Annotated in this window: 17 protein-coding genes; 10 read left to right on the top strand and 7 right to left on the bottom strand. The window is 72.8% G+C overall.

Translation table 11 applies throughout. From position 1 onward, the window contains the following. Positions 1-114: 114 nt before the first annotated feature. The 3 genes from ACIQUT_RS27925 to ACIQUT_RS27915 form a co-directional block, all read right to left on the bottom strand. Entirely contained in the window at positions 115-1,392 is a 1,278-nt protein-coding gene (locus ACIQUT_RS27925) for a PP2C family protein-serine/threonine phosphatase (protein ID WP_403566660.1), read from the bottom strand. Between the two features lie 231 nt (positions 1,393-1,623). Then, positions 1,624-2,688 (bottom strand): NlpC/P60 family protein, encoded by a 1,065-nt coding sequence (locus tag ACIQUT_RS27920; RefSeq protein WP_403566658.1) that lies wholly within the window; start codon positions 2,686-2,688, stop codon positions 1,624-1,626. 231 nt (positions 2,689-2,919) lie between these two features. Next, positions 2,920-3,645 (bottom strand): class I SAM-dependent methyltransferase, encoded by a 726-nt coding sequence (locus tag ACIQUT_RS27915; protein ID WP_403566756.1) that lies wholly within the window; start codon positions 3,643-3,645, stop codon positions 2,920-2,922. Between the two features lie 403 nt (positions 3,646-4,048). On the opposite strand from ACIQUT_RS27915, the gene mshA reads away from it, so the two are divergent. From mshA to ACIQUT_RS27900, 3 genes are all read left to right on the top strand, one after another. Beyond that, positions 4,049-5,431 carry a D-inositol-3-phosphate glycosyltransferase gene (gene mshA / locus ACIQUT_RS27910; RefSeq protein ID WP_403566656.1) on the top strand — a complete coding sequence of 461 codons (1,383 nt, stop codon included), beginning with the start codon at positions 4,049-4,051 and terminating at the stop codon, positions 5,429-5,431. Continuing rightward, positions 5,424-5,933, top strand: coding sequence for a YbjN domain-containing protein (locus ACIQUT_RS27905; RefSeq protein WP_403566654.1), 510 nt, complete (start codon positions 5,424-5,426; stop codon positions 5,931-5,933). Before mshA ends, ACIQUT_RS27905 begins: the two co-directional genes overlap by 8 nt. Positions 5,934-6,017: 84 nt before the next feature. Continuing rightward, on the top strand, positions 6,018-6,878 hold the full coding sequence (locus ACIQUT_RS27900) for a DUF4396 domain-containing protein (RefSeq protein ID WP_403566652.1): 861 nt from the start codon (positions 6,018-6,020) through the stop codon (positions 6,876-6,878). Between the two features lie 123 nt (positions 6,879-7,001). Here the strand turns inward: ACIQUT_RS27900 and ACIQUT_RS27895 are convergent, their stop codons facing one another. After that, positions 7,002-8,288 carry an MDR family MFS transporter gene (locus ACIQUT_RS27895; protein ID WP_403566650.1) on the bottom strand — a complete coding sequence of 429 codons (1,287 nt, stop codon included), beginning with the start codon at positions 8,286-8,288 and terminating at the stop codon, positions 7,002-7,004. Positions 8,289-8,497: 209 nt separating this feature from the next. On the opposite strand from ACIQUT_RS27895, the gene ACIQUT_RS27890 reads away from it, so the two are divergent. Both ACIQUT_RS27890 and ACIQUT_RS27885 read left to right on the top strand, forming a co-directional pair. Then, positions 8,498-9,259: a phosphoglyceromutase gene (locus ACIQUT_RS27890; protein ID WP_403566648.1), complete on the top strand. Its 762-nt coding sequence runs from the start codon at positions 8,498-8,500 to the stop codon at positions 9,257-9,259. Positions 9,260-9,485: 226 nt separating this feature from the next. Next, positions 9,486-10,067, top strand: coding sequence for a hypothetical protein (locus ACIQUT_RS27885; protein ID WP_403566646.1), 582 nt, complete (start codon positions 9,486-9,488; stop codon positions 10,065-10,067). Positions 10,068-10,153: 86 nt separating this feature from the next. Here ACIQUT_RS27885 and ACIQUT_RS27880 read toward each other — a convergent pair whose 3' ends face one another. Next, positions 10,154-10,303 carry a hypothetical protein gene (locus ACIQUT_RS27880; protein ID WP_179173420.1) on the bottom strand — a complete coding sequence of 50 codons (150 nt, stop codon included), beginning with the start codon at positions 10,301-10,303 and terminating at the stop codon, positions 10,154-10,156. Between the two features lie 123 nt (positions 10,304-10,426). Further along, positions 10,427-11,098 (bottom strand): phosphate signaling complex protein PhoU, encoded by a 672-nt coding sequence (phoU, locus tag ACIQUT_RS27875; protein ID WP_403566644.1) that lies wholly within the window; start codon positions 11,096-11,098, stop codon positions 10,427-10,429. Between the two features lie 215 nt (positions 11,099-11,313). On the opposite strand from phoU, the gene ACIQUT_RS27870 reads away from it, so the two are divergent. Both ACIQUT_RS27870 and ACIQUT_RS27865 read left to right on the top strand, forming a co-directional pair. Then, complete coding sequence (locus ACIQUT_RS27870) at positions 11,314-12,537, top strand: sensor histidine kinase (RefSeq protein ID WP_403566642.1); 1,224 nt, start codon at positions 11,314-11,316, stop codon at positions 12,535-12,537. Positions 12,538-12,575: 38 nt separating this feature from the next. Further along, a complete protein-coding gene (locus tag ACIQUT_RS27865) occupies positions 12,576-13,256 on the top strand; it encodes a response regulator transcription factor (protein WP_179173417.1) in 681 nt (226 codons plus the stop codon). 174 nt (positions 13,257-13,430) lie between these two features. Here ACIQUT_RS27865 and ACIQUT_RS27860 read toward each other — a convergent pair whose 3' ends face one another. Continuing rightward, on the bottom strand, positions 13,431-14,123 hold the full coding sequence (locus ACIQUT_RS27860; RefSeq protein WP_403566640.1) for a DUF461 domain-containing protein: 693 nt from the start codon (positions 14,121-14,123) through the stop codon (positions 13,431-13,433). 591 nt (positions 14,124-14,714) lie between these two features. Between ACIQUT_RS27860 and ACIQUT_RS27855 the strand changes: the two genes are divergently transcribed. From ACIQUT_RS27855 to ispF, 3 genes are all read left to right on the top strand, one after another. After that, positions 14,715-15,197, top strand: a complete 483-nt coding sequence (locus ACIQUT_RS27855; protein WP_179178388.1) for a CarD family transcriptional regulator — start codon at positions 14,715-14,717, stop codon at positions 15,195-15,197. Between the two features lie 350 nt (positions 15,198-15,547). Further along, entirely contained in the window at positions 15,548-16,294 is a 747-nt protein-coding gene (gene ispD / locus ACIQUT_RS27850) for a 2-C-methyl-D-erythritol 4-phosphate cytidylyltransferase (RefSeq protein WP_403566638.1), read from the top strand. Next, positions 16,284-16,808 (top strand): 2-C-methyl-D-erythritol 2,4-cyclodiphosphate synthase, encoded by a 525-nt coding sequence (ispF, locus tag ACIQUT_RS27845; RefSeq protein ID WP_403566636.1) that lies wholly within the window; start codon positions 16,284-16,286, stop codon positions 16,806-16,808. Before ispD ends, ispF begins: the two co-directional genes overlap by 11 nt. Positions 16,809-16,817: the final 9 nt, after the last annotated feature.

The following is a 16,817-nucleotide window of genomic DNA, read 5'->3' as shown; positions in this document are numbered from 1 at the left end:
CCTGCCCCGCCCGGTCCGCCAGGCCCTGCCCGCCCCGCCCGGTCCGCCAAGGTCCGGCTCCGGGGCGGTTGTCGCGGCTGCCGCGGCCGGCGGCCGGGTGTGTCCCGGCCGTCCTCAGGGCGTGCTGCGGGAGAGCAGGACCACGGCCACGTCGTCGGTGAGCTCGCCGCCGTTCAGGCGCCGGGCCTCGGTGACGGAGGCCTCCAGCAGGGCCTCGCCGCTCAGCCCGCGCTCCAGGTGCCGGTTGATCATCTCGACCATGCCGTCCTGCCCGAGCCGCTCCTTGCCGTCGCCGATACGGCCCTCGATCAGGCCGTCGGTGTAGAGCATCAGGCTCCAGGCCCCGCCCAGCTCCACCTGGCGGCGGGGCCAGCGGGCCTTGGGCAGCAGGCCGAGCGCCGGCCCGCTGTTCTCGTACGGCAGCAGCCGCGCCGGGCGGCCCGGCCGGGATATCAGCGGCGCCGGATGGCCGGCCAGGCACAGGCCGGCCCGGCGGCCGTCCGGGGAGATGTCCACGGTGCACAGCGTCGCGAAGATCTCCTCGCAGGGCCGCTCCACCTCCAGCACCTCCTGGAGGGTGGCCAGCAGGTCGTCCCCGCACAGCCCGGCCAGGGTCAGGGCGCGCCAGGCGATGCGCAGCTCGACGCCGAGGGCGGCCTCGTCCGGGCCGTGGCCGCAGACGTCGCCGATCATCGCGTGGACGGTGCCGTCGGGGGTGCGGACGGTGTCGTAGAAGTCGCCGCCGAGGAGGGCGCGGCTGCGGCCGGGCCGGTAGCGGGCGGCGAAGCGGAGGTCGGAGCCCTCCAGGAGCGGGGTGGGGAGCAGGCCGCGCTCCAGGCGGGCGTTCTCCTGGGCCCGCAGTTTCGATTCTGCAAGCTTGTACTGGGCGATGTCCGCCCGCTTCCGCTCCACCGCGTAGCGGATGGCGCGGCTCAGCACCCGGCCGTCCAGCTCGTCGCGGAAGAGGAAGTCCTGCGCGCCCACGCGGACGGCCTCGGCCGCGCGCTCGGCGTCCGCCTCGGCGGTGAGGACGAGGACGGCGTGGCGGGGCGCGATGCGCAGGACCTGGCGCAGGGTGTCGAGCTGGTCGGCCGTGTCCGTGTCCGAGGCGGCGCCTCCCGCGGTGCGGGAGGCCGCGCCGCCGTGCGGGAGGGCCAGGTCCAGCAGGATGCAGTGCACGTCCGGGGTGAGCAGGCGGGTGGCCTCGGTGAGGTTGCGGGCCGTGCGCAGCCGGATGCGGTGCCGGTCGGCGTCGAGGATCTCGGGAACGGTGAGACCGCCCGCGGGGTCGTCCTCGATCACCAGCAGGGTCAGGGACGCCTGCGGCAGTACGGCCTGGCCACCGCTCTCCGTGGCGGGGGTCTCCCTCTGCCGCGGTACGGGTACGGGCATCGTCTCCGGTTCCTTCCCTCCCCCCGAGGGTGCGTCGTCCGGGCCGACCCTAGCGGGCCGTGGCGGGCGAGCGGAATGGTGTTCCGCGCCAGGGACAGAGGCATATGCCATATCGCGGGGGAAATTCCGCCTCGCCGAATGATGAACGTCACGGCGGAGGACGGTCTCGTCCCCGTCGACGAGACGCCGACGGGGGCGCGGGAGGTTGCTTCCTCCCGCGCCCTGCCGGGGTTACACGTCGGGGCGGACCACTGCCTTGATCGGCATGGAGCCGGCGCCGGCGATCGTGATCTGCCGGCCGGGGCGCGGGGCGTGGACCATCGCGCCGTCGCCGACGTACATGCCGACGTGGCTCGCGTCGTCGAAGTAGATGATCAGGTCGCCGGGCCGCATGTCCTTGACCGCGATCTTCGGCAGCAGCCGCAGCTGCTCCTGAGAGGTGCGCGGGATGCCCCTGCCCGCAGCCCGCCAGGCCTGGGAGGTCAGGCCGGAGCAGTCGAACGAGTCGGGCCCCGTGGCGCCCCACAGGTACGGCTTGCCGATCTGCTGCGTGGCGAACTGCACGGCCTTCCTGCCCGCCTCGGTCGCCGAGCCGTTGACCTCCTTGAGGACGCCCGTCGACAGCCAGGCCGTCTGCGCCTTGTAGTGCGCTTCCTGCTCCAGCTGGATCAGCCGGGCCTTCTCCTCGGCCTCCAGCTTGTTCTCCAGCTCCTCCGCGGCCTTGATCTTGTCCTCGATCTCCTTCTTCGAGGCCTCCTTCTTGATGCGGTTGGCCTCGAGCTTCTCCCACTCCGCCTTCGCGTCCTTCGCGTACTGCTGGAGGTCGGTCTGGGTGCGGTTCATCTCGGAGAGCAGGTCCGTGGCGGCCTTCTCGCCGCGGCGGATCCGGTCCGTCCCGTCGAGGAACTGGCCCGGGCTGTTGCTCAGCGCGAGCCGGGCCCCGGCGGGCAGGCCGCCCGAGCGGTACTGGGCGCGCGCGGCGGCGCCGGCGCGGTTCTTCAGCGAGCCGATCCGCTCCTGGCCGGCGGCGACCTGCTTGGCGATCTCGACGATCCGGTCGGACTGCGCCTTGGCCTCGCTCTCGGCGAGGTTGTAGGCGTCCGTCGCCGCGCCCGCCTGGCGGTAGAGGCCCTCTATCTCCTTGCGCACCTGTTCCAGGGACTTGACGCCGGGCTCCGGCGCCGGTGCCGCCTGGGCCACGCCGCCCAGTGCCGTCACCGCGAGCAGGGCCGTCGCACACAGCAGCGTCAGGGCGTACGCGCCACCGCGCCGCCGCTTCGGCTCCACGGTTCCCATGGTCCCCCCAGGTACCCCGAGTCGGACCCGGTGTCAGACACCCCACCGAATCTGACTATCCATCAGTAACATTGACTGCTTTCCGGATGGTGCCACGACTCGGCGGATTCCAACACCCTCACGGGCGCACTCCCGATCTTGTCCACCGAGGCAACGGCCCCCACCCGTCCCACAGGCAGTCCCGACGGCTCAACGGGCCACCCCGGCAGCCGGTTCCCCGCCCGCGCGGATTCACCCCGCCGGGCGCAGCGCCTCCCAGCGCACCGTCAGTTCCCCCTGGCGCCACCGCACCGGACCGTCCGTCAGCGGCCAGTCGACCGCCAGCGCCCGCGCCGTCCGGATCCAGCGCTGCCGCGCCCCGTACGAGGCGTACGGGGCCGCCGCCGCCCAGGCCCGGTCGAAGTCGCGCAGGAACGCGTACACCGGCTCCCCCGGCACATTGCGGTGGATCAGCGCCTTCGGCAGCCGCTCCGCCAGATCGGACGGGCGCTCCAGGGAGCCCAGCCGGGTCGCGAACGTCACCGTGCGCGCCCCCTCGGGCCCCAACGCGACCCACACGTGCCGCCGCCCGATCTCGTCACACGTCCCCTCGACCAGCAGCCCGTCCGGGGCCAGGCGGGCACACAGCCGCTCCCAGACCGCCGCCACCTGCTCCTCGTCGTACTGGCGCAGCACGTTCGCCGCCCGGATCAGCGCCGGGCGCTCCCCGCCGTCCAGCGGCACCTCGAACCCGCCGTGCCGGAAGCCGAGCCCCTCCCGCTCGTACGGCTTCGCCGCCGCCACCCGCGCCGGCTCGATCTCGATGCCGACCACCCGCACCCCCGGCGCCGCCCCCCGCAGCCGCGCCAGCAGCTCGACCGCCGTCCACGGCGCGGCCCCGTAGCCCAGGTCCACCGCAACCGGAGCCTCCGCCCGGCACAGCGCCGGCCCGTGCACGGCCGCGATCCAGCGGTCCATGCGGCGCAGCCGGTTCGGGTTCGTCGTTCCGCGGGTCACCGTGCCCACGGGGCGCGACCGGCCGCCGGACCCACCGCCGGGACCACCGCCGGAACGGCCGGCTCCGGCGGGGCCGCCGGCACGGACGGAGGGCAGGGGAGGGCGCTGGGACATGGGCCGAGGGTAAGCGGAGGGCCGCCGCCGGAGGAAAAACCGCCCGGAGGCGGAGGAAAATCGCCGGCTCCCGGAATGCGGCGGGCAGCCATCCGGGTTGCACTCCTTGAGGGCGCCGGGTGCGCTCCCTCCGGCATGCCCGCCGACGCCGCCGAGCAGCCGCCCCAGCACCACAGCACGGCCGTGCCCCCCGCACGGCGCCGTCCGAGTCGTCCGAGCGAGATCGGTCCGAGCGAGAGGAACTGCTCCCTTGAGCCAGTACGTGTCCCGCATCGGCGGCAGCATCGGCGGCCGGATCGCCGCCGTCCGCGGCACCCGCCACGACGCGCCCCGCCTCCGCCTGCCCTCCGTCGGCCACCACCGCAAGCCGCGCCGCGTGGCCATGCTCAGCGTGCACACCTCGCCGCTGCACCAGCCCGGCACCGGCGACGCCGGCGGCATGAACGTGTACATCGTCGAGCTGGCCCGGCGCCTCGCCGCGATCAACATAGAGGTCGAGATCTTCACCCGGGCCACCGAAGGCGGCCTGCCGCCCGTGGTCGAGCTGGCCCCCGGCGTCCTCGTGCGCCACGTGGACGCGGGCCCGTACGAAGGCCTCGCCAAGGAGGAGCTCCCCGCCCAGCTGTGCGCCTTCACCCACGGCGTCATGCAGGCCTGGGCCGGCCACCGCCCCGGCTACTACGACCTCGTCCACTCCCACTACTGGCTCTCCGGGCACGTCGGCTGGCTCGCCGCCGAACGCTGGGGCGTCCCCCTCGTCCACGCCATGCACACCATGGCCAAGGTCAAGAACGCCGCCCTGGCCGAGGGCGACACCCCCGAGCCCGCCGCCCGCGTCATCGGCGAGACCCAGATCGTGGCCGCCGCCGACCGGCTCATCGCCAACACCGCCGACGAGGCGGAGGAACTCGTCCGCCACTACGACGCCGACCCCGCCAAGGTGGCCGTCGTCCACCCCGGCGTGAACCTGGACCGCTTCACCGTCGCCGACGGCCGGGCCGCCGCCCGCGCCCGCCTCGGCCTGCCGCAGGACGCCGTCATCCCGCTGTTCGCCGGGCGGATCCAGCCGCTCAAGGCCCCCGACGTGCTGCTCCGCGCCGTCGCCGTGCTCGTCGAGCAGGACCCCGCCCTGCGCCGACGGCTCTTCGTCCCCGTCGTCGGCGGCCCCAGCGGCAGCGGGCTCGCCAAGCCCGAGGGGCTCCAGAAGCTCGCCGCGAAGCTCGGCATCACCGACCTGGTGCACTTCCACCCGCCGGTGGTCCAGGACCGGCTCGCCGACTGGTTCCGGGCGGCGTCCGTCCTCGTCATGCCCTCCTACAACGAGTCCTTCGGGCTCGTCGCGATCGAGGCGCAGGCCACCGGCACGCCCGTGCTGGCCGCCGAGGTCGGCGGGCTGCCCGTCGCCGTCAACGACGGGGCCACCGGCATCCTCGTACCCGGCCACGACCCCGCCGACTACGCCCGTGAGCTGCGGCGATTCGTCGACGACCCGCAGCTCACCGCCCGCATGGGCGCCGAGGCCGCCCGGCACGCGCAGTTCTTCGGCTGGGACACGGCCGCGAGCGGCACGGCCGACGTGTACACAGCGGCCATGCATGATCACCGCCGTCGCGTACGCTCCCACCATGGCTGACACCGCCGCGATCATCGAGAGCGCGCTGAACGGCGCGGAACTGAGCTGGGAGAGCCCCCAGCCGGGCACGTACGTCGTCCAGCTCCCGGGCACCCGCAAGCTGTCCACGACCTGCTCCCTCAAGGTGGGCCGGCACTCGCTGTCGGTCAACGCCTTCGTCATCCGCCACCCCGACGAGAACGAGGCCGGCGTCCACCGCTGGCTGCTGGAGCGCAACCTCAAGCTGTACGGGCTGGGCTACGCGGTCGACAGCCTCGGCGACATCTACCTGGTGGGCCGGCTCCCGCTGTCCGTGGTGACCCCGGACGAGCTGGACCGGCTGCTCGGCACCGTCCTGGAGGCCGCCGACGGCGCCTTCAACACCCTGCTGGAGCTGGGCTTCGCCGGCGCCATCAAGCGGGAGTACGAGTGGCGGGTCTCGCGCGGCGAGCCGACCTTCAACCTGGACGCGTTCCGCCACCTGACCCGGCCCGAAGGCGAGTCCGGCGGGCCGACCGGCTGACGCACCGCGCCGAACGGGGCGCCGCCGCGCGCCGGCGGGTGTGTCGGCCCGCCCGGCGGCGCCCCCGCCCGGCACCGTGACGGGATGAGCGGGACCACACCTGACGCCCTCATGTACGCCTGGTTCGCCCTGGCCCTCCTGGCCGCCGCCTACGTCGCGGTCGACGCGTTCACCCGGAACCCAGAGCTCACGGTGATGAAGTGGGGCTGGGTCCTGGTGACCCTGTGGACCGGCCCCGTCGGCGGGGCGCTGTACGTGCTGTCCTGCAAGGAGCCCCGGCCCGGGGCCCACGAGCGGTTCGTGGCACCCCTGTGGAAGCAGGCGCTCGGCTCGACCGTCCACTGCGTCGCCGGAGACGCCACCGGCATCATCGTCGCGGCCGCCGTGGCCTCGCTGCTGGGCCTGCCGCCGTGGGCCGACAGCCTGCTGGAGTACGCGGTCGGCTTCGGCTTCGGGCTGCTGGTCTTCCAGGCGCTGTTCATGCGGGACATGCTCGGCGGCAGCTACTTCCGGGCCGTCCGGTCGACGGTGTACGCGGAGTGGCTGTCGATGAACTGCGTGATGGGCGCGATGGTCGCGGTGAACGTGATCGTCCGCAGCCATGTGCCGGCCGCCCGCGACGTCGGCGACGTGCGCTTCTGGGCGGTCTTCTCGCTGGCCGTGCTGGCCGGCCTGGCCTTCGCCTATCCGGTCAACGTCTGGCTGGTGGCCAACCACCTGAAACACGGCATGGGAACGGTGCGCGTACTGGGCGAAGGCGGCGAACCGCTGCCGACCCCGGCCCCGGCCGCCCCGGCCGCCGTGTCCGCCGCCGCGGAGCACGCGGGCATGGCCATGCCGGAGCCGGACGTGACCGGGGCGCAGAAGGCCGCGATGGCGACGCTGACGGTCCTCTTCCTCGCGGCCGGAGTCCTGCTGGCCGCGATCTACGCCGGCCTCGGCTGACCCGGCGGGGCGCCCTGCCTGAGGCCCCGCCGGCAGTGCGGTCACGAAACCGCGGGCCGGTGGGGGCCGGCCGCGCAGTTCCCCGCGTCCCTGTGGGGCGTGGTATCCGCGTCCCTGCGGGGCTCAGGCCGCCGGGGCGGGGTCCGCGGTCGGAGCCGTGGCAGCGGGCGGTGCGGGCCGCTCCTCCGCCGCGGGCGCGTCCTCCCGCGGCAGCCCCCGCATCAGCACCCAGTACCCGAGGGCGGCCACCGTGCCCAGCACCGCGGTCGAGGCCCACAGCCAGTCCGCCCCGTACGTGTCGATCACATGGCCGGCCAGCAGCGGGGCCAGCACCGCCGCCACCGACCAGGACAGGGTGTACATGCCCTGGTAGCGGCCGCGGCCGTGCAGCGGGGAGAGCCGGACGACCAGGCTCATCTGGGTCGGCGAGTTGATGATCTCCGCGAGGGTCCACACGCACACCGTCAGCGCGTACACCCCGAGCGACCCGGCGAACGCGGTCATCGCGAACCCGTACCCGGCCAGCAGCGCGGAGGCCACCAGCAGCTTCTGCGGGTCGCGGTGCTCGATGAACCGGGTGACCGGGATCTGCAGCGCCACGATCAGCACGCCGTTCACGGCGATCGCCAGCCCGTAGTCGGCCGCCGAGAAGCCGGCCTGGGCCATGGCCACGGGCAGCCCGACCGAGGCCTGCGTGAACAGCATGGAGATGAGGAAGGACAGCACCACCACGCTCATGAACCGCCCGTCGCGGAGCACCGTCCCGAGCCCGATCTCCTCGTCCACGGCCTTCCCGGAGCCGGCGGCGTCCGGCTCGGGCCGGGACTCGGGCAGCTTGATCCACACGAGCACCGCGCAGGCCAGCGTCAGCACGGCCTCGACGAGGAAGCCCGCGAGGTAGCTGTGCTCGGCGATCAGGCCGGCGGCGACCGAGCTGACCGCGAAGCCGAGGTTGATGGCCCAGTAGTTCAGGGCGAAGGCCCGCACCCGGTCCTCCGGGCGGACGATGTCCGCCATCATCGCCTGCACCGCGGGCCGGGAGGCGTTGGAGGTGAAGCCGACCAGCATGGCGCCCGCGGCGAGGGCCGCCGGGTCTTCGAGGAAGCCGAGCAGCGCCACCGCGAAGGCGGTGGAGGCCTGGGCGGCGAACAGGGTGGGCCGGCGCCCCAGCCGGTCCGTCATCACCCCGGCGACCAGGGAGGAGACCACGCCGCCGAGCCCGTGCAGGGCGACCACCAGGGCGGCGAAGGAGGCCGAGTAGCCCCACTTCTGGGTGAGGTACAGGGTCATGAAGGTGGCGACGAAGGCCCCGAGCCGGTTGATCAGCGTGCTCGTCCACAGCCACCAGAACGCCCGTGGCAGACCCGACACGCTCTCGTGCACGGCACGTCTCAGACTTCCCACGGACATACGGAATCCCCCCGGCGATGTAAGTGGCCCAATGGCTCTACGCACCCTACGATCACGGCCGTTCCGAGGCCACTCGATTGACACGGACCGTCAATCCGCCGCCCCGGAAACCCCGTTGGAAAACCCGTCGGACACCTCCCCGGACACCACCCGGACACCGGCCGGAGGGCCCGCGCGGCGGCCCCGGCGCGTCCATTAGGCTCGTACGCATGGCCGACGCACCGTACAAGCTGATCCTGCTCCGCCACGGCGAGAGCGAGTGGAACGCGAAGAACCTGTTCACCGGCTGGGTGGACGTCAACCTCAACGAGAAGGGCGAGAAGGAGGCGGTCCGCGGCGGTGAGCTGCTCAAGGACGCCGGCCTGCTCCCCGACGTGGTCCACACGTCCCTCCAGAAGCGCGCCATCCGCACGGCGCAGCTCGCGCTGGAGGCCGCCGACCGCCACTGGATCCCCGTCCACCGCTCCTGGCGCCTGAACGAGCGCCACTACGGTGCGCTCCAGGGCAAGGACAAGGCCCAGACCCTCGCCGAGTTCGGCGAGGAGCAGTTCATGCTGTGGCGCCGCTCGTACGACACCCCGCCGCCGGCCCTTGAGGACGGCACCGAGTTCTCCCAGTCGGGCGACGCGCGCTACGCCTCCATCCCGCCGGAGCTGCGTCCGAAGACGGAGTGCCTGAAGGACGTCGTCCAGCGCATGCTGCCGTACTGGTACGACGGCATCGTCCCGGACCTCCTCGCCGGCCGCACCGTCCTGGTCGCCGCGCACGGCAACTCCCTGCGCGCCCTGGTCAAGCACCTCGACGGCGTCTCCGACGCCGACATCGCGGGCCTGAACATCCCGACCGGCATCCCGCTCGCCTACGAGCTCGACGCCGACTTCAAGCCCCTCAACCCGGGCGGCATCTACCTCGACCCGGAGGCCGCCGCGGCCGCCATCGAGGCCGTCAAGAACCAGGGCAAGAAGAAGTAGTCCTCCTCGCGAGGCAGCCCCCTCCCCGTGGCTCATCCCACCGGAAGGGGGCTTTCGCGTGTGCGGGGCCGCCCTCGGTCTGCTCCCTCCCGTCAAGCCACGTCTTTTCGTGGCATGCGGCATATTTCGCCGACGCGCCTACTTGACGTGCGGCCGCGCCGGAACGCGGCGTGGCCGGTCGGATCCGGCGGGTTCCTCCCGCCGGACAGCACTTCAAGGAGCAGACATGTCCCACGACCTTCACCCCGCACCCCGCAAGCGGCGCATCGCGCGCCTCGGGATGTGCGTCACTGCGGCGGCCTTCGTCTCCGGCGCCGTCGTGGTGCCGGCATCCGCGGCGGTCGCGTCCCCGGACCGGTCCCCGGTCACGAGCATCCGCGCCGATGATCCCAACCGTCAGCCGGGCAGCAACCAGTGTCAGCCGGGGTATGTGTGGCGTGACGGTTTCGAGGGGGACGGCCTGTGTGTCACGCCGGCGGAGCGGGATGCGGCGCATGCCGCGAACCCCAACCGTCAGCCGGGCAGCAACCAGTGTCAGCCGGGGTATGTGTGGCGTGACGGTTTCGAGGGGGACGGCGTGTGCGTCACGCCGGCGGAGCGCGACCGGGTCCATGCCCTGAATCCGAACCGCCAGCCCGGTGGGGGCGCGTGGGGTCCGCTCACGTGCAAGCCGGGTTACGTGTGGAGCGACGCCTATGAGGGCGCCTCCGAGTGCGTCACGCCGCAGGAATCCCAGGAACTCAAGGACGCGATGGCCAAGGCCAAGGCCAGGACCAGGCCCCCGCTGATCGACAACGGCCGCACCTGAAGGGCCTGCCGGGAAGTGACCGGATCGGATGGGGCCCCGTCCCGGTGGACGGGGCCTTTCGCCGTGCGTGGGCCGGGTGCGGCGGGTCAGCCGCCGCACTGGCAGGGCGCGCCGGACTGGCAGCCGCAGCCGCAGCCCGAGCCGCAGCCGCAGGCCGCGAGCAGGGGCAGGCGCAGCGGCTCCGGCTTCGGAAGCTGCTCCTGCTCCGGTGTGACGGGGACGGGGGAATCTGGCATGGATCCTCCTCGGAGGCGGGGTACGGGCTGGCGGTCGTACGTGCCTTCGCCCTCATTCATGCCCAGCGGTACCGGCGCGTCAACGGCGCATTGGGGCTCGCGGCCCCGATCCCCGGCCGCCGCTCAGACGGGCTCGATCGGCGGCTGCAGCTCGTCCGCGTGCTCGCCCGTCACCAGGTACACCACGCGCTTGGCCACCGACACCGCGTGGTCGGCGAAGCGCTCGTAGTACCGGCCCAGCAGGGTCACGTCCACCGCGGTCTCGATGCCGTGCTTCCAGCGGTCGTCCATCAGGTGCTGGAACAGCGTGCGGTGCAGCTGGTCCATCTCGTCGTCGTCCGTCTCCAGCTGCATCGCCAGGTCGACGTCCTTGGTGATGATGACCTCGGCCGCCTTGGCCATCAGCCGCTGGGCGAGCTGCCCCATCTCCAGGATGGTCGCGTGCAGGTCCCGCGGCACCGCCGACTCCGGGAAGCGCAGCCGCGCCAGCTTCGCGACGTGCTGTGCCAGGTCGCCCGAGCGCTCCAGGTCGGCGCTCATGCGCAGCGAGGTCACCACGATCCGCAGGTCGGTCGCGACCGGCTGCTGGCGGGCCAGCAGGGCGATGGCGCGGGCCTCCAGGTCGTGCTGGAGGTCGTCGACCTTCTGGTCGGCGGCGATGACGCTCTCGGCGAGCTTCAGGTCGGCGTCGAGCATGGACGTCGTGGCCCGCCCGATCGCGGAACCGACCAGCCGGGCCATTTCGACCAGGCCCTCCCCGATCGAATCCAGTTCCTCGTGGTACGCGTCACGCATGGGTGTCCCTCTCTTGGCCTGTTGCGCTGCTGCCCCTGGCACGGGCGGGTGGGTGCGGCCTCGTGCCCACGTTGACACGTTCGGCCGCAAACGCGTCCGACTCCGGCATCCCAAGTGAATCAACCCCGTCGCCACGGTGAACTCTGGGCGACGACTGTTCGAGGCGCCACCCGAACGGCTGTGGAAGTGCCATTGCGCCTGCTTAACCTGGATGCATGGACGTGAACGCGGCGGTCGCCGCAGCTGCAGCGATCGCCGGTGCGTGCACCGGTGTGGTCGCGACGCTGGCGTTCCGCTGGAGTGAGCGTGACCAGGCCCGCCCCACCCGGAGCTCCATGCGCCCGGACATCAACGCGGTGCTCCCACCCGGAGTGGACACCGTACTGTCCGTCCTCCGCTCCTCCGCCGTCGTCCTCGACGAGGGCGACGCGGTGGTCAAGGCCAGCTCGGCGGCGTACGCCCTCGGGCTCGTCCGCGGCGGAAAGCTGGCCGTCGAGCCCATGCTCCACATGGCCCGCGACACCCGCCGGGACGGGGAGATACGGCAGGTCGAGCTCGACCTGCCCCGGCGCGGCACCGGCCGCGGCGAGGCCCTCGCGGTCTCGGCGCGCGTCGCCCCGCTCGGCTCCAGGCTCGTGCTGCTGCTGGTCGAGGACCTCACCGAGGCCCGCCGCATCGAGGCCGTACGGCGCGACTTCGTCGCGAACGTGTCGCACGAGCTGAAGACGCCGGTGGGCGCGATCTCGCTGCTGTCCGAGGCCGTCATGGACGCCGCGGACGACCCCGAGGCGGTCAGCCGCTTCGCCGGGCGCATGCAGATCGAGGCCACCCGGCTGATCAACCTCGTGCAGGAGCTCATCGACCTCTCGCGGGTGCAGAACGACGAGCTGCTGGAGGACGCCGAGCCGGTCCGCGTGGACACGCTCGTGGCGGAGGCGATGGACCGCTGCCGCCACACGGCGTCCGCCAAGCAGATCACCATGGCCGCGGGCGGCACCTCCGACCTGTTCGTCTGGGGACACCGCGGCCAGCTCGCGGCGGCCCTGGGCAACCTGGTCGAGAACGCCGTCAACTACAGCCCGGCCCGCACCCGCGTCGGCATCGCCGCCCGCAAGGTGGCGGCACCCGGCGGCGACATGATCGAGATAGCCGTGACCGACCAGGGCATCGGCATCCCGGAGAAGGACCGCGAGCGGATCTTCGAGCGCTTCTACCGCGTCGACCCGGCCCGCTCGCGCGCCACCGGCGGGACCGGTCTCGGCCTCGCGATCGTGAAGCACGTCGCCGCCTCCCACGGCGGCGAGGTGTCCGTGTGGAGCTCGGAGGGCCAGGGCTCCACGTTCACCCTGCGGCTGCCCGAGGCCGCCGCACCGTCGTCCCACCACGCCTCGTCCGCCAACCGGGCCGCCCCCGCCCCCGGCCACCCGACCCCAGCCTGAACCAGAGAACCAGCCATCCCAGCCCCGGAGGTCCTTCCGTGACCCGAGTGCTCGTCGTCGAGGATGAGGAATCCTTCAGCGACGCCCTGTCCTACATGCTCCGCAAGGAGGGCTTCGAGGTCGCCATCGCCGCGACCGGGCCCGACGGGCTCGACGAGTTCGAGCGCAACGGCGCCGACCTCGTCCTCCTCGACCTGATGCTCCCGGGCCTGCCGGGCACGGAGGTCTGCCGGCAGCTGCGCGGCCGCTCCAACGTCCCCGTGATCATGGTGACCGCCAAGGACAGCGAGATCGACAAGGTCGTCGGGCTGGAAATAGGAGCCGACGACTACGTGACCAAGCCCTTCTCCTCGCGGGAGCTGGTCGCCCGCATCCGCGCGGTCCTGCGCCGCCGCGGAGAGCCGGAGGAGGTCGCCCCGGCCGCGCTGGAGGCCGGCCCGGTGCGCATGGACGTCGACCGGCACGTCGTCACCGTCGCCGGGGCCAAGGTGGACCTCCCGCTGAAGGAGTTCGACCTGCTGGAGATGCTGCTGCGCAACGCGGGCCGGGTCCTGACCCGCATGCAGCTGATCGACCGGGTGTGGGGCGCGGACTACGTCGGCGACACCAAGACCCTCGACGTGCACGTCAAGCGCCTGCGCGCCAAGATCGAGCCCGACCCGGGCGCCCCGCGCTACCTGGTCACCGTCCGCGGCCTCGGCTACAAGTTCGAGCCGTAGGCCCGGACCCCGGTCACGGGCCTCAGGACTCGGGCTTCGGGACTCGGGACTCGGGCCTTAGGCCTCGGGCCTCGGGAGTCGGGACGCTCGGGCTTCGCCCGAGGGGCAAACGGGAAGGGCCCCGTCCGCAGCAGCGGACGGGGCCCTTCCCGTTCGTACGGGGTGCTCGGCGCGTCAGTGGCCGGCAGAGCGCGAGGCCGAGGCCGACGGGGACGCACCCGCGGCCGGGGAGCCCGAGGCGGCGCCCGACGGGGTGGCGGCCGGGGAACCGGACGGCGAACCGGACGGGGCGGCGGCCGGGGAGCCCGACGGAGCGGCGGCGGGGCTGCCCGAGGCGGTCGGGCCGGCGGCGGGGGCCTCGGTCGGGCCGAAGGGGGCGAACGCGCCGGTGTTCGGGACGACGAACGCCTCCAGCGGGATGTCGCCGGTGCTGCTCATCTTGAAGACGAGCTCCTGCGCGGCACCGTTCTTCACGGCCTCGCTGGGGCCCTCGATCACGGCGGAGGCGTTGCCCTTGCCGCCGATGACGACGGAGCCGCCGGAGGGCACGACGACCTTGCCGGCGCCCTCGGCGGGCTTCAGCACGACCTTGCCGCGGCCCGGGAGGGAGATCGACTCCAGGACTTCCGGCTTCATGCTGTTGTTGAAGAGCGTTGCCGAGACCACGGCCCCGCCCGTGCGCTCCTTGGTGCCCTGGGTGATCACCAGGGCGTTCTGGATCTCGATCTCGCCCTTCGAGGCGGAGGCGTTGTCCGGCTTGATCTGAAGCGTCTGCGCGTCGTTGCCCGCACCGCAGGCGGCCAGCGAGGCGATCGAGAACACGACGGCGGTGGCGGCGAGGGCGCCGCGTCGAAGGCTGCGGCTCACGGCGGCGGCAACTCCTTGGACGTACGGAACGGAAGGACGGCGGTATGTCGGACGGCCGAGGTAAAGCCGCCCTAAGGGTGTGTCAGCGGGCTTAGGTTACCGAGCCGCCGCCCCGCCCCCGCACCCGACCCTCCGCAGCGCGCGCGGGGCCCCTCGCCCACTCCGCGATCTTGCATTCCGCGCGCCCTTCGCATGCCGTTCACGTGCTGTCCGCTATATCGCCCGGAGACGCTCCTGTGATCAATTCCGGGATTCCTTCGAACGGCTCTCGGTGATCAATTTCAGGATTGGGCCTGAACCACTCCGTACGGGTGGCCTCCAGTCGAGTGGAGTGGCCCCGTTTCCCGCCTTCGAAACCGGCAAAACGGGACGTACGTCACACTGGTGAGGCTGCCGCTCCGCTGTAACGTGGCCGTTTCGCCCGGTCCGCACAGCGCCTCCGACCTGCGAATACCCCCTTCCGCAAGGCCGCCGCAGCACGTTCCTGTCGTGGTTGTCAAGCCCCGAGATGCGCTCTGACCTGCGAAAACGCCATTCATAACGGTCAGTTCTCGTGTTACCCTGGATAGCCACGGAAGGGGTACCTGTCACATGACGTTCAAGGTTGGCGACACCGTGGTCTATCCCCATCACGGGGCCGCGCTGATCGAGGCCATCGAAACTCGCCAGATCAAAGGCGTGGACAAGACCTACTTGGTGCTCAAGGTCGCCCAGGGCGACCTGACGGTTCGTGTGCCTGCCGACAATGCAGAGTTCGTCGGCGTCCGCGACGTAGTCGGCCAGGACGGGCTGGACCGGGTCTTCGAGGTCCTGCGCTCGCCGCAGGTCGAGGAGCCGACGAACTGGTCCCGTCGCTACAAGGCAAATCTGGAGAAGCTCGCTTCTGGCGACGTCATCAAGGTCGCCGAAGTGGTGCGCGACCTGTGGCGGCGTGAGCGCGAGCGCGGTCTGTCCGCGGGCGAGAAGCGCATGCTCGCCAAGGCGCGCCAGATCCTGGTGAGTGAGCTCGCGCTCGCTGAGAACACCAACGAGGACAAGGCGGAGGCCCTCCTCGACGAGGTTCTCGCGTCCTGACGCGACAACCCCGTACACAGCCGTGCCGCGGTGCCCGATGACAGCCCTCTCCTCCACGAGGGGGCCGTTGCCGGGCGCTGCGGCATGTCTGTACCCGCCCTGAACACCCCGGGCACACAGATCCCGGGCAATGAGACCCGGGCACGGAGACCCAACGGGCAACTGACACCCACGCCACTCACGACTCACGCCGTACCGGCCGTACCGCGACCCAAGACCCACGCTGTGCCGGGCCCGGGCAGCCGGCTCGACCGGTCGTCACGGAAGGGGGCGAGGGCGTCGCACCCGGCACTCCCCAGGGCCATACCCATGTCGGCCGAAGTCACAAACCTGGCTCGGAGCTACAACACATGTCTGACCAATCGCGCCCCCACCGCACCGCCGCGGTGATCCCGGCCGCCGGCCGCGGGGTACGCCTCGGCCCGGGCGCCCCCAAGGCCCTGCGGGCCCTGGGCGGCACGCCGATGCTCATCCACGCCGTCCGCGCGATGGCCCGCTCCCGGGCCGTCTCCCTCGTGGTCGTCGTCGCCCCGCCCGACGGCGCCGCCGAGGTCCGCAGCCTGCTGGACGAGCACCCGCTGCCCGAGCGCACCGATCTCCTCGTCGTCCCCGGCGGCGACACCCGCCAGGAGTCCGTGGCCGCCGGCCTCGCCGCGCTCCCCGCGGACGTCACCTCCGTCCTCGTCCACGACGCGGCCCGCCCGCTCGTCCCGGTCGACACCGTCGACGCCGTGATCGAGGCCGTCCGCTCCGGCGCCCCGGCCGTGGTCCCCGCGCTGCCGCTGGCCGACACCGTCAAGGAGGTCGAGCCCGGCAGGCCCGGCGAGCCCGAGCCGGTCGTCGCCACGCCCGAACGCGCCCGGCTGCGCGCCGTCCAGACCCCGCAGGGCTTCGACCTCGCCACCCTCCGGCGCGCCCACGAGACCGTCGCCGCCGTCGGCGAGGGCGCCACCGACGACGCCGGGATGGTGGAACAGCTCGGCACCACCGTCATGGTGGTCCCCGGCCACGAGGAGGCCTTCAAGGTCACCCGCCCGCTCGACCTGGTCCTCGCCGAGGCCGTACTCGCCCGCAGGAGGGCCACCGATGCCTACTGACCCCACCGCCCCCGCCGCGGCCCCCGCCGCCCCGCTGATCCCGCAGGTCGGCATCGGCACCGACGTGCACGCCTTCGAGGCCGGCCGCGAGCTGTGGTGCGCCGGCCTGCTGTGGGAGGGGGAGGACGGCCTCGCCGGGCACTCCGACGGCGACGTCGCCGCCCACGCCGCCTGCGACGCCCTCTTCTCCGCCGCCGGTGTCGGCGACCTCGGCGCCCACTTCGGCACCTCCCGCCCCGAGTGGTCCGGCGCCGCCGGCGTCACCCTCCTGGCGGAGGCCGCCCGGATCGTCCGCGCCGAGGGCTACGAGATCGGCAACATCGCCATCCAGGTGATCGGCGTACGCCCGAAGATCGGCAAGCGGCGCGACGAGGCGCAGAAGGCGCTCTCCGAGGCCGCCGGCGCGCCGGTGTCCGTCTCCGGCACCACCACCGACGGGCTGGGCCTGACCGGCCGCGCCGAGGGCCTCGCCGCGATCGCCACCGCCCTCGTCTACCGGACGAACCGGGGCTGAGCATCCCGA

The sequence above is a fragment of the Streptomyces sp. NPDC090445 genome (genome assembly GCF_044769385.1).
GTDB lineage: Bacteria > Actinomycetota > Actinomycetes > Streptomycetales > Streptomycetaceae > Streptomyces.
Note: the sequence above shows the minus strand (reverse complement) of the source record. Positions and strands in the feature narration are given on the sequence as shown.

Coding starts and splice junctions, on each gene's coding strand:
- ACIQUT_RS27925 (WP_403566660.1), bottom strand. CDS start 1,392: ATGCCCGTACCCGTACCGCGGCAGAGGGAGACCCCCGCCACGGAGAGC.
- ACIQUT_RS27920 (WP_403566658.1), bottom strand. CDS start 2,688: ATGGGAACCGTGGAGCCGAAGCGGCGGCGCGGTGGCGCGTACGCCCTG.
- ACIQUT_RS27915 (WP_403566756.1), bottom strand. CDS start 3,645: ATGGACCGCTGGATCGCGGCCGTGCACGGGCCGGCGCTGTGCCGGGCG.
- ACIQUT_RS27905 (WP_403566654.1), top strand. CDS start 5,424: ATGGCTGACACCGCCGCGATCATCGAGAGCGCGCTGAACGGCGCGGAA.
- ACIQUT_RS27900 (WP_403566652.1), top strand. CDS start 6,018: ATGAGCGGGACCACACCTGACGCCCTCATGTACGCCTGGTTCGCCCTG.
- ACIQUT_RS27895 (WP_403566650.1), bottom strand. CDS start 8,288: ATGTCCGTGGGAAGTCTGAGACGTGCCGTGCACGAGAGCGTGTCGGGT.
- ACIQUT_RS27890 (WP_403566648.1), top strand. CDS start 8,498: ATGGCCGACGCACCGTACAAGCTGATCCTGCTCCGCCACGGCGAGAGC.
- ACIQUT_RS27885 (WP_403566646.1), top strand. CDS start 9,486: ATGTCCCACGACCTTCACCCCGCACCCCGCAAGCGGCGCATCGCGCGC.
- ACIQUT_RS27880 (WP_179173420.1), bottom strand. CDS start 10,303: ATGCCAGATTCCCCCGTCCCCGTCACACCGGAGCAGGAGCAGCTTCCG.
- phoU (WP_403566644.1), bottom strand. CDS start 11,098: ATGCGTGACGCGTACCACGAGGAACTGGATTCGATCGGGGAGGGCCTG.
- ACIQUT_RS27870 (WP_403566642.1), top strand. CDS start 11,314: ATGGACGTGAACGCGGCGGTCGCCGCAGCTGCAGCGATCGCCGGTGCG.
- ACIQUT_RS27855 (WP_179178388.1), top strand. CDS start 14,715: ATGACGTTCAAGGTTGGCGACACCGTGGTCTATCCCCATCACGGGGCC.
- ispD (WP_403566638.1), top strand. CDS start 15,548: ATGTCTGACCAATCGCGCCCCCACCGCACCGCCGCGGTGATCCCGGCC.
- ispF (WP_403566636.1), top strand. CDS start 16,284: ATGCCTACTGACCCCACCGCCCCCGCCGCGGCCCCCGCCGCCCCGCTG.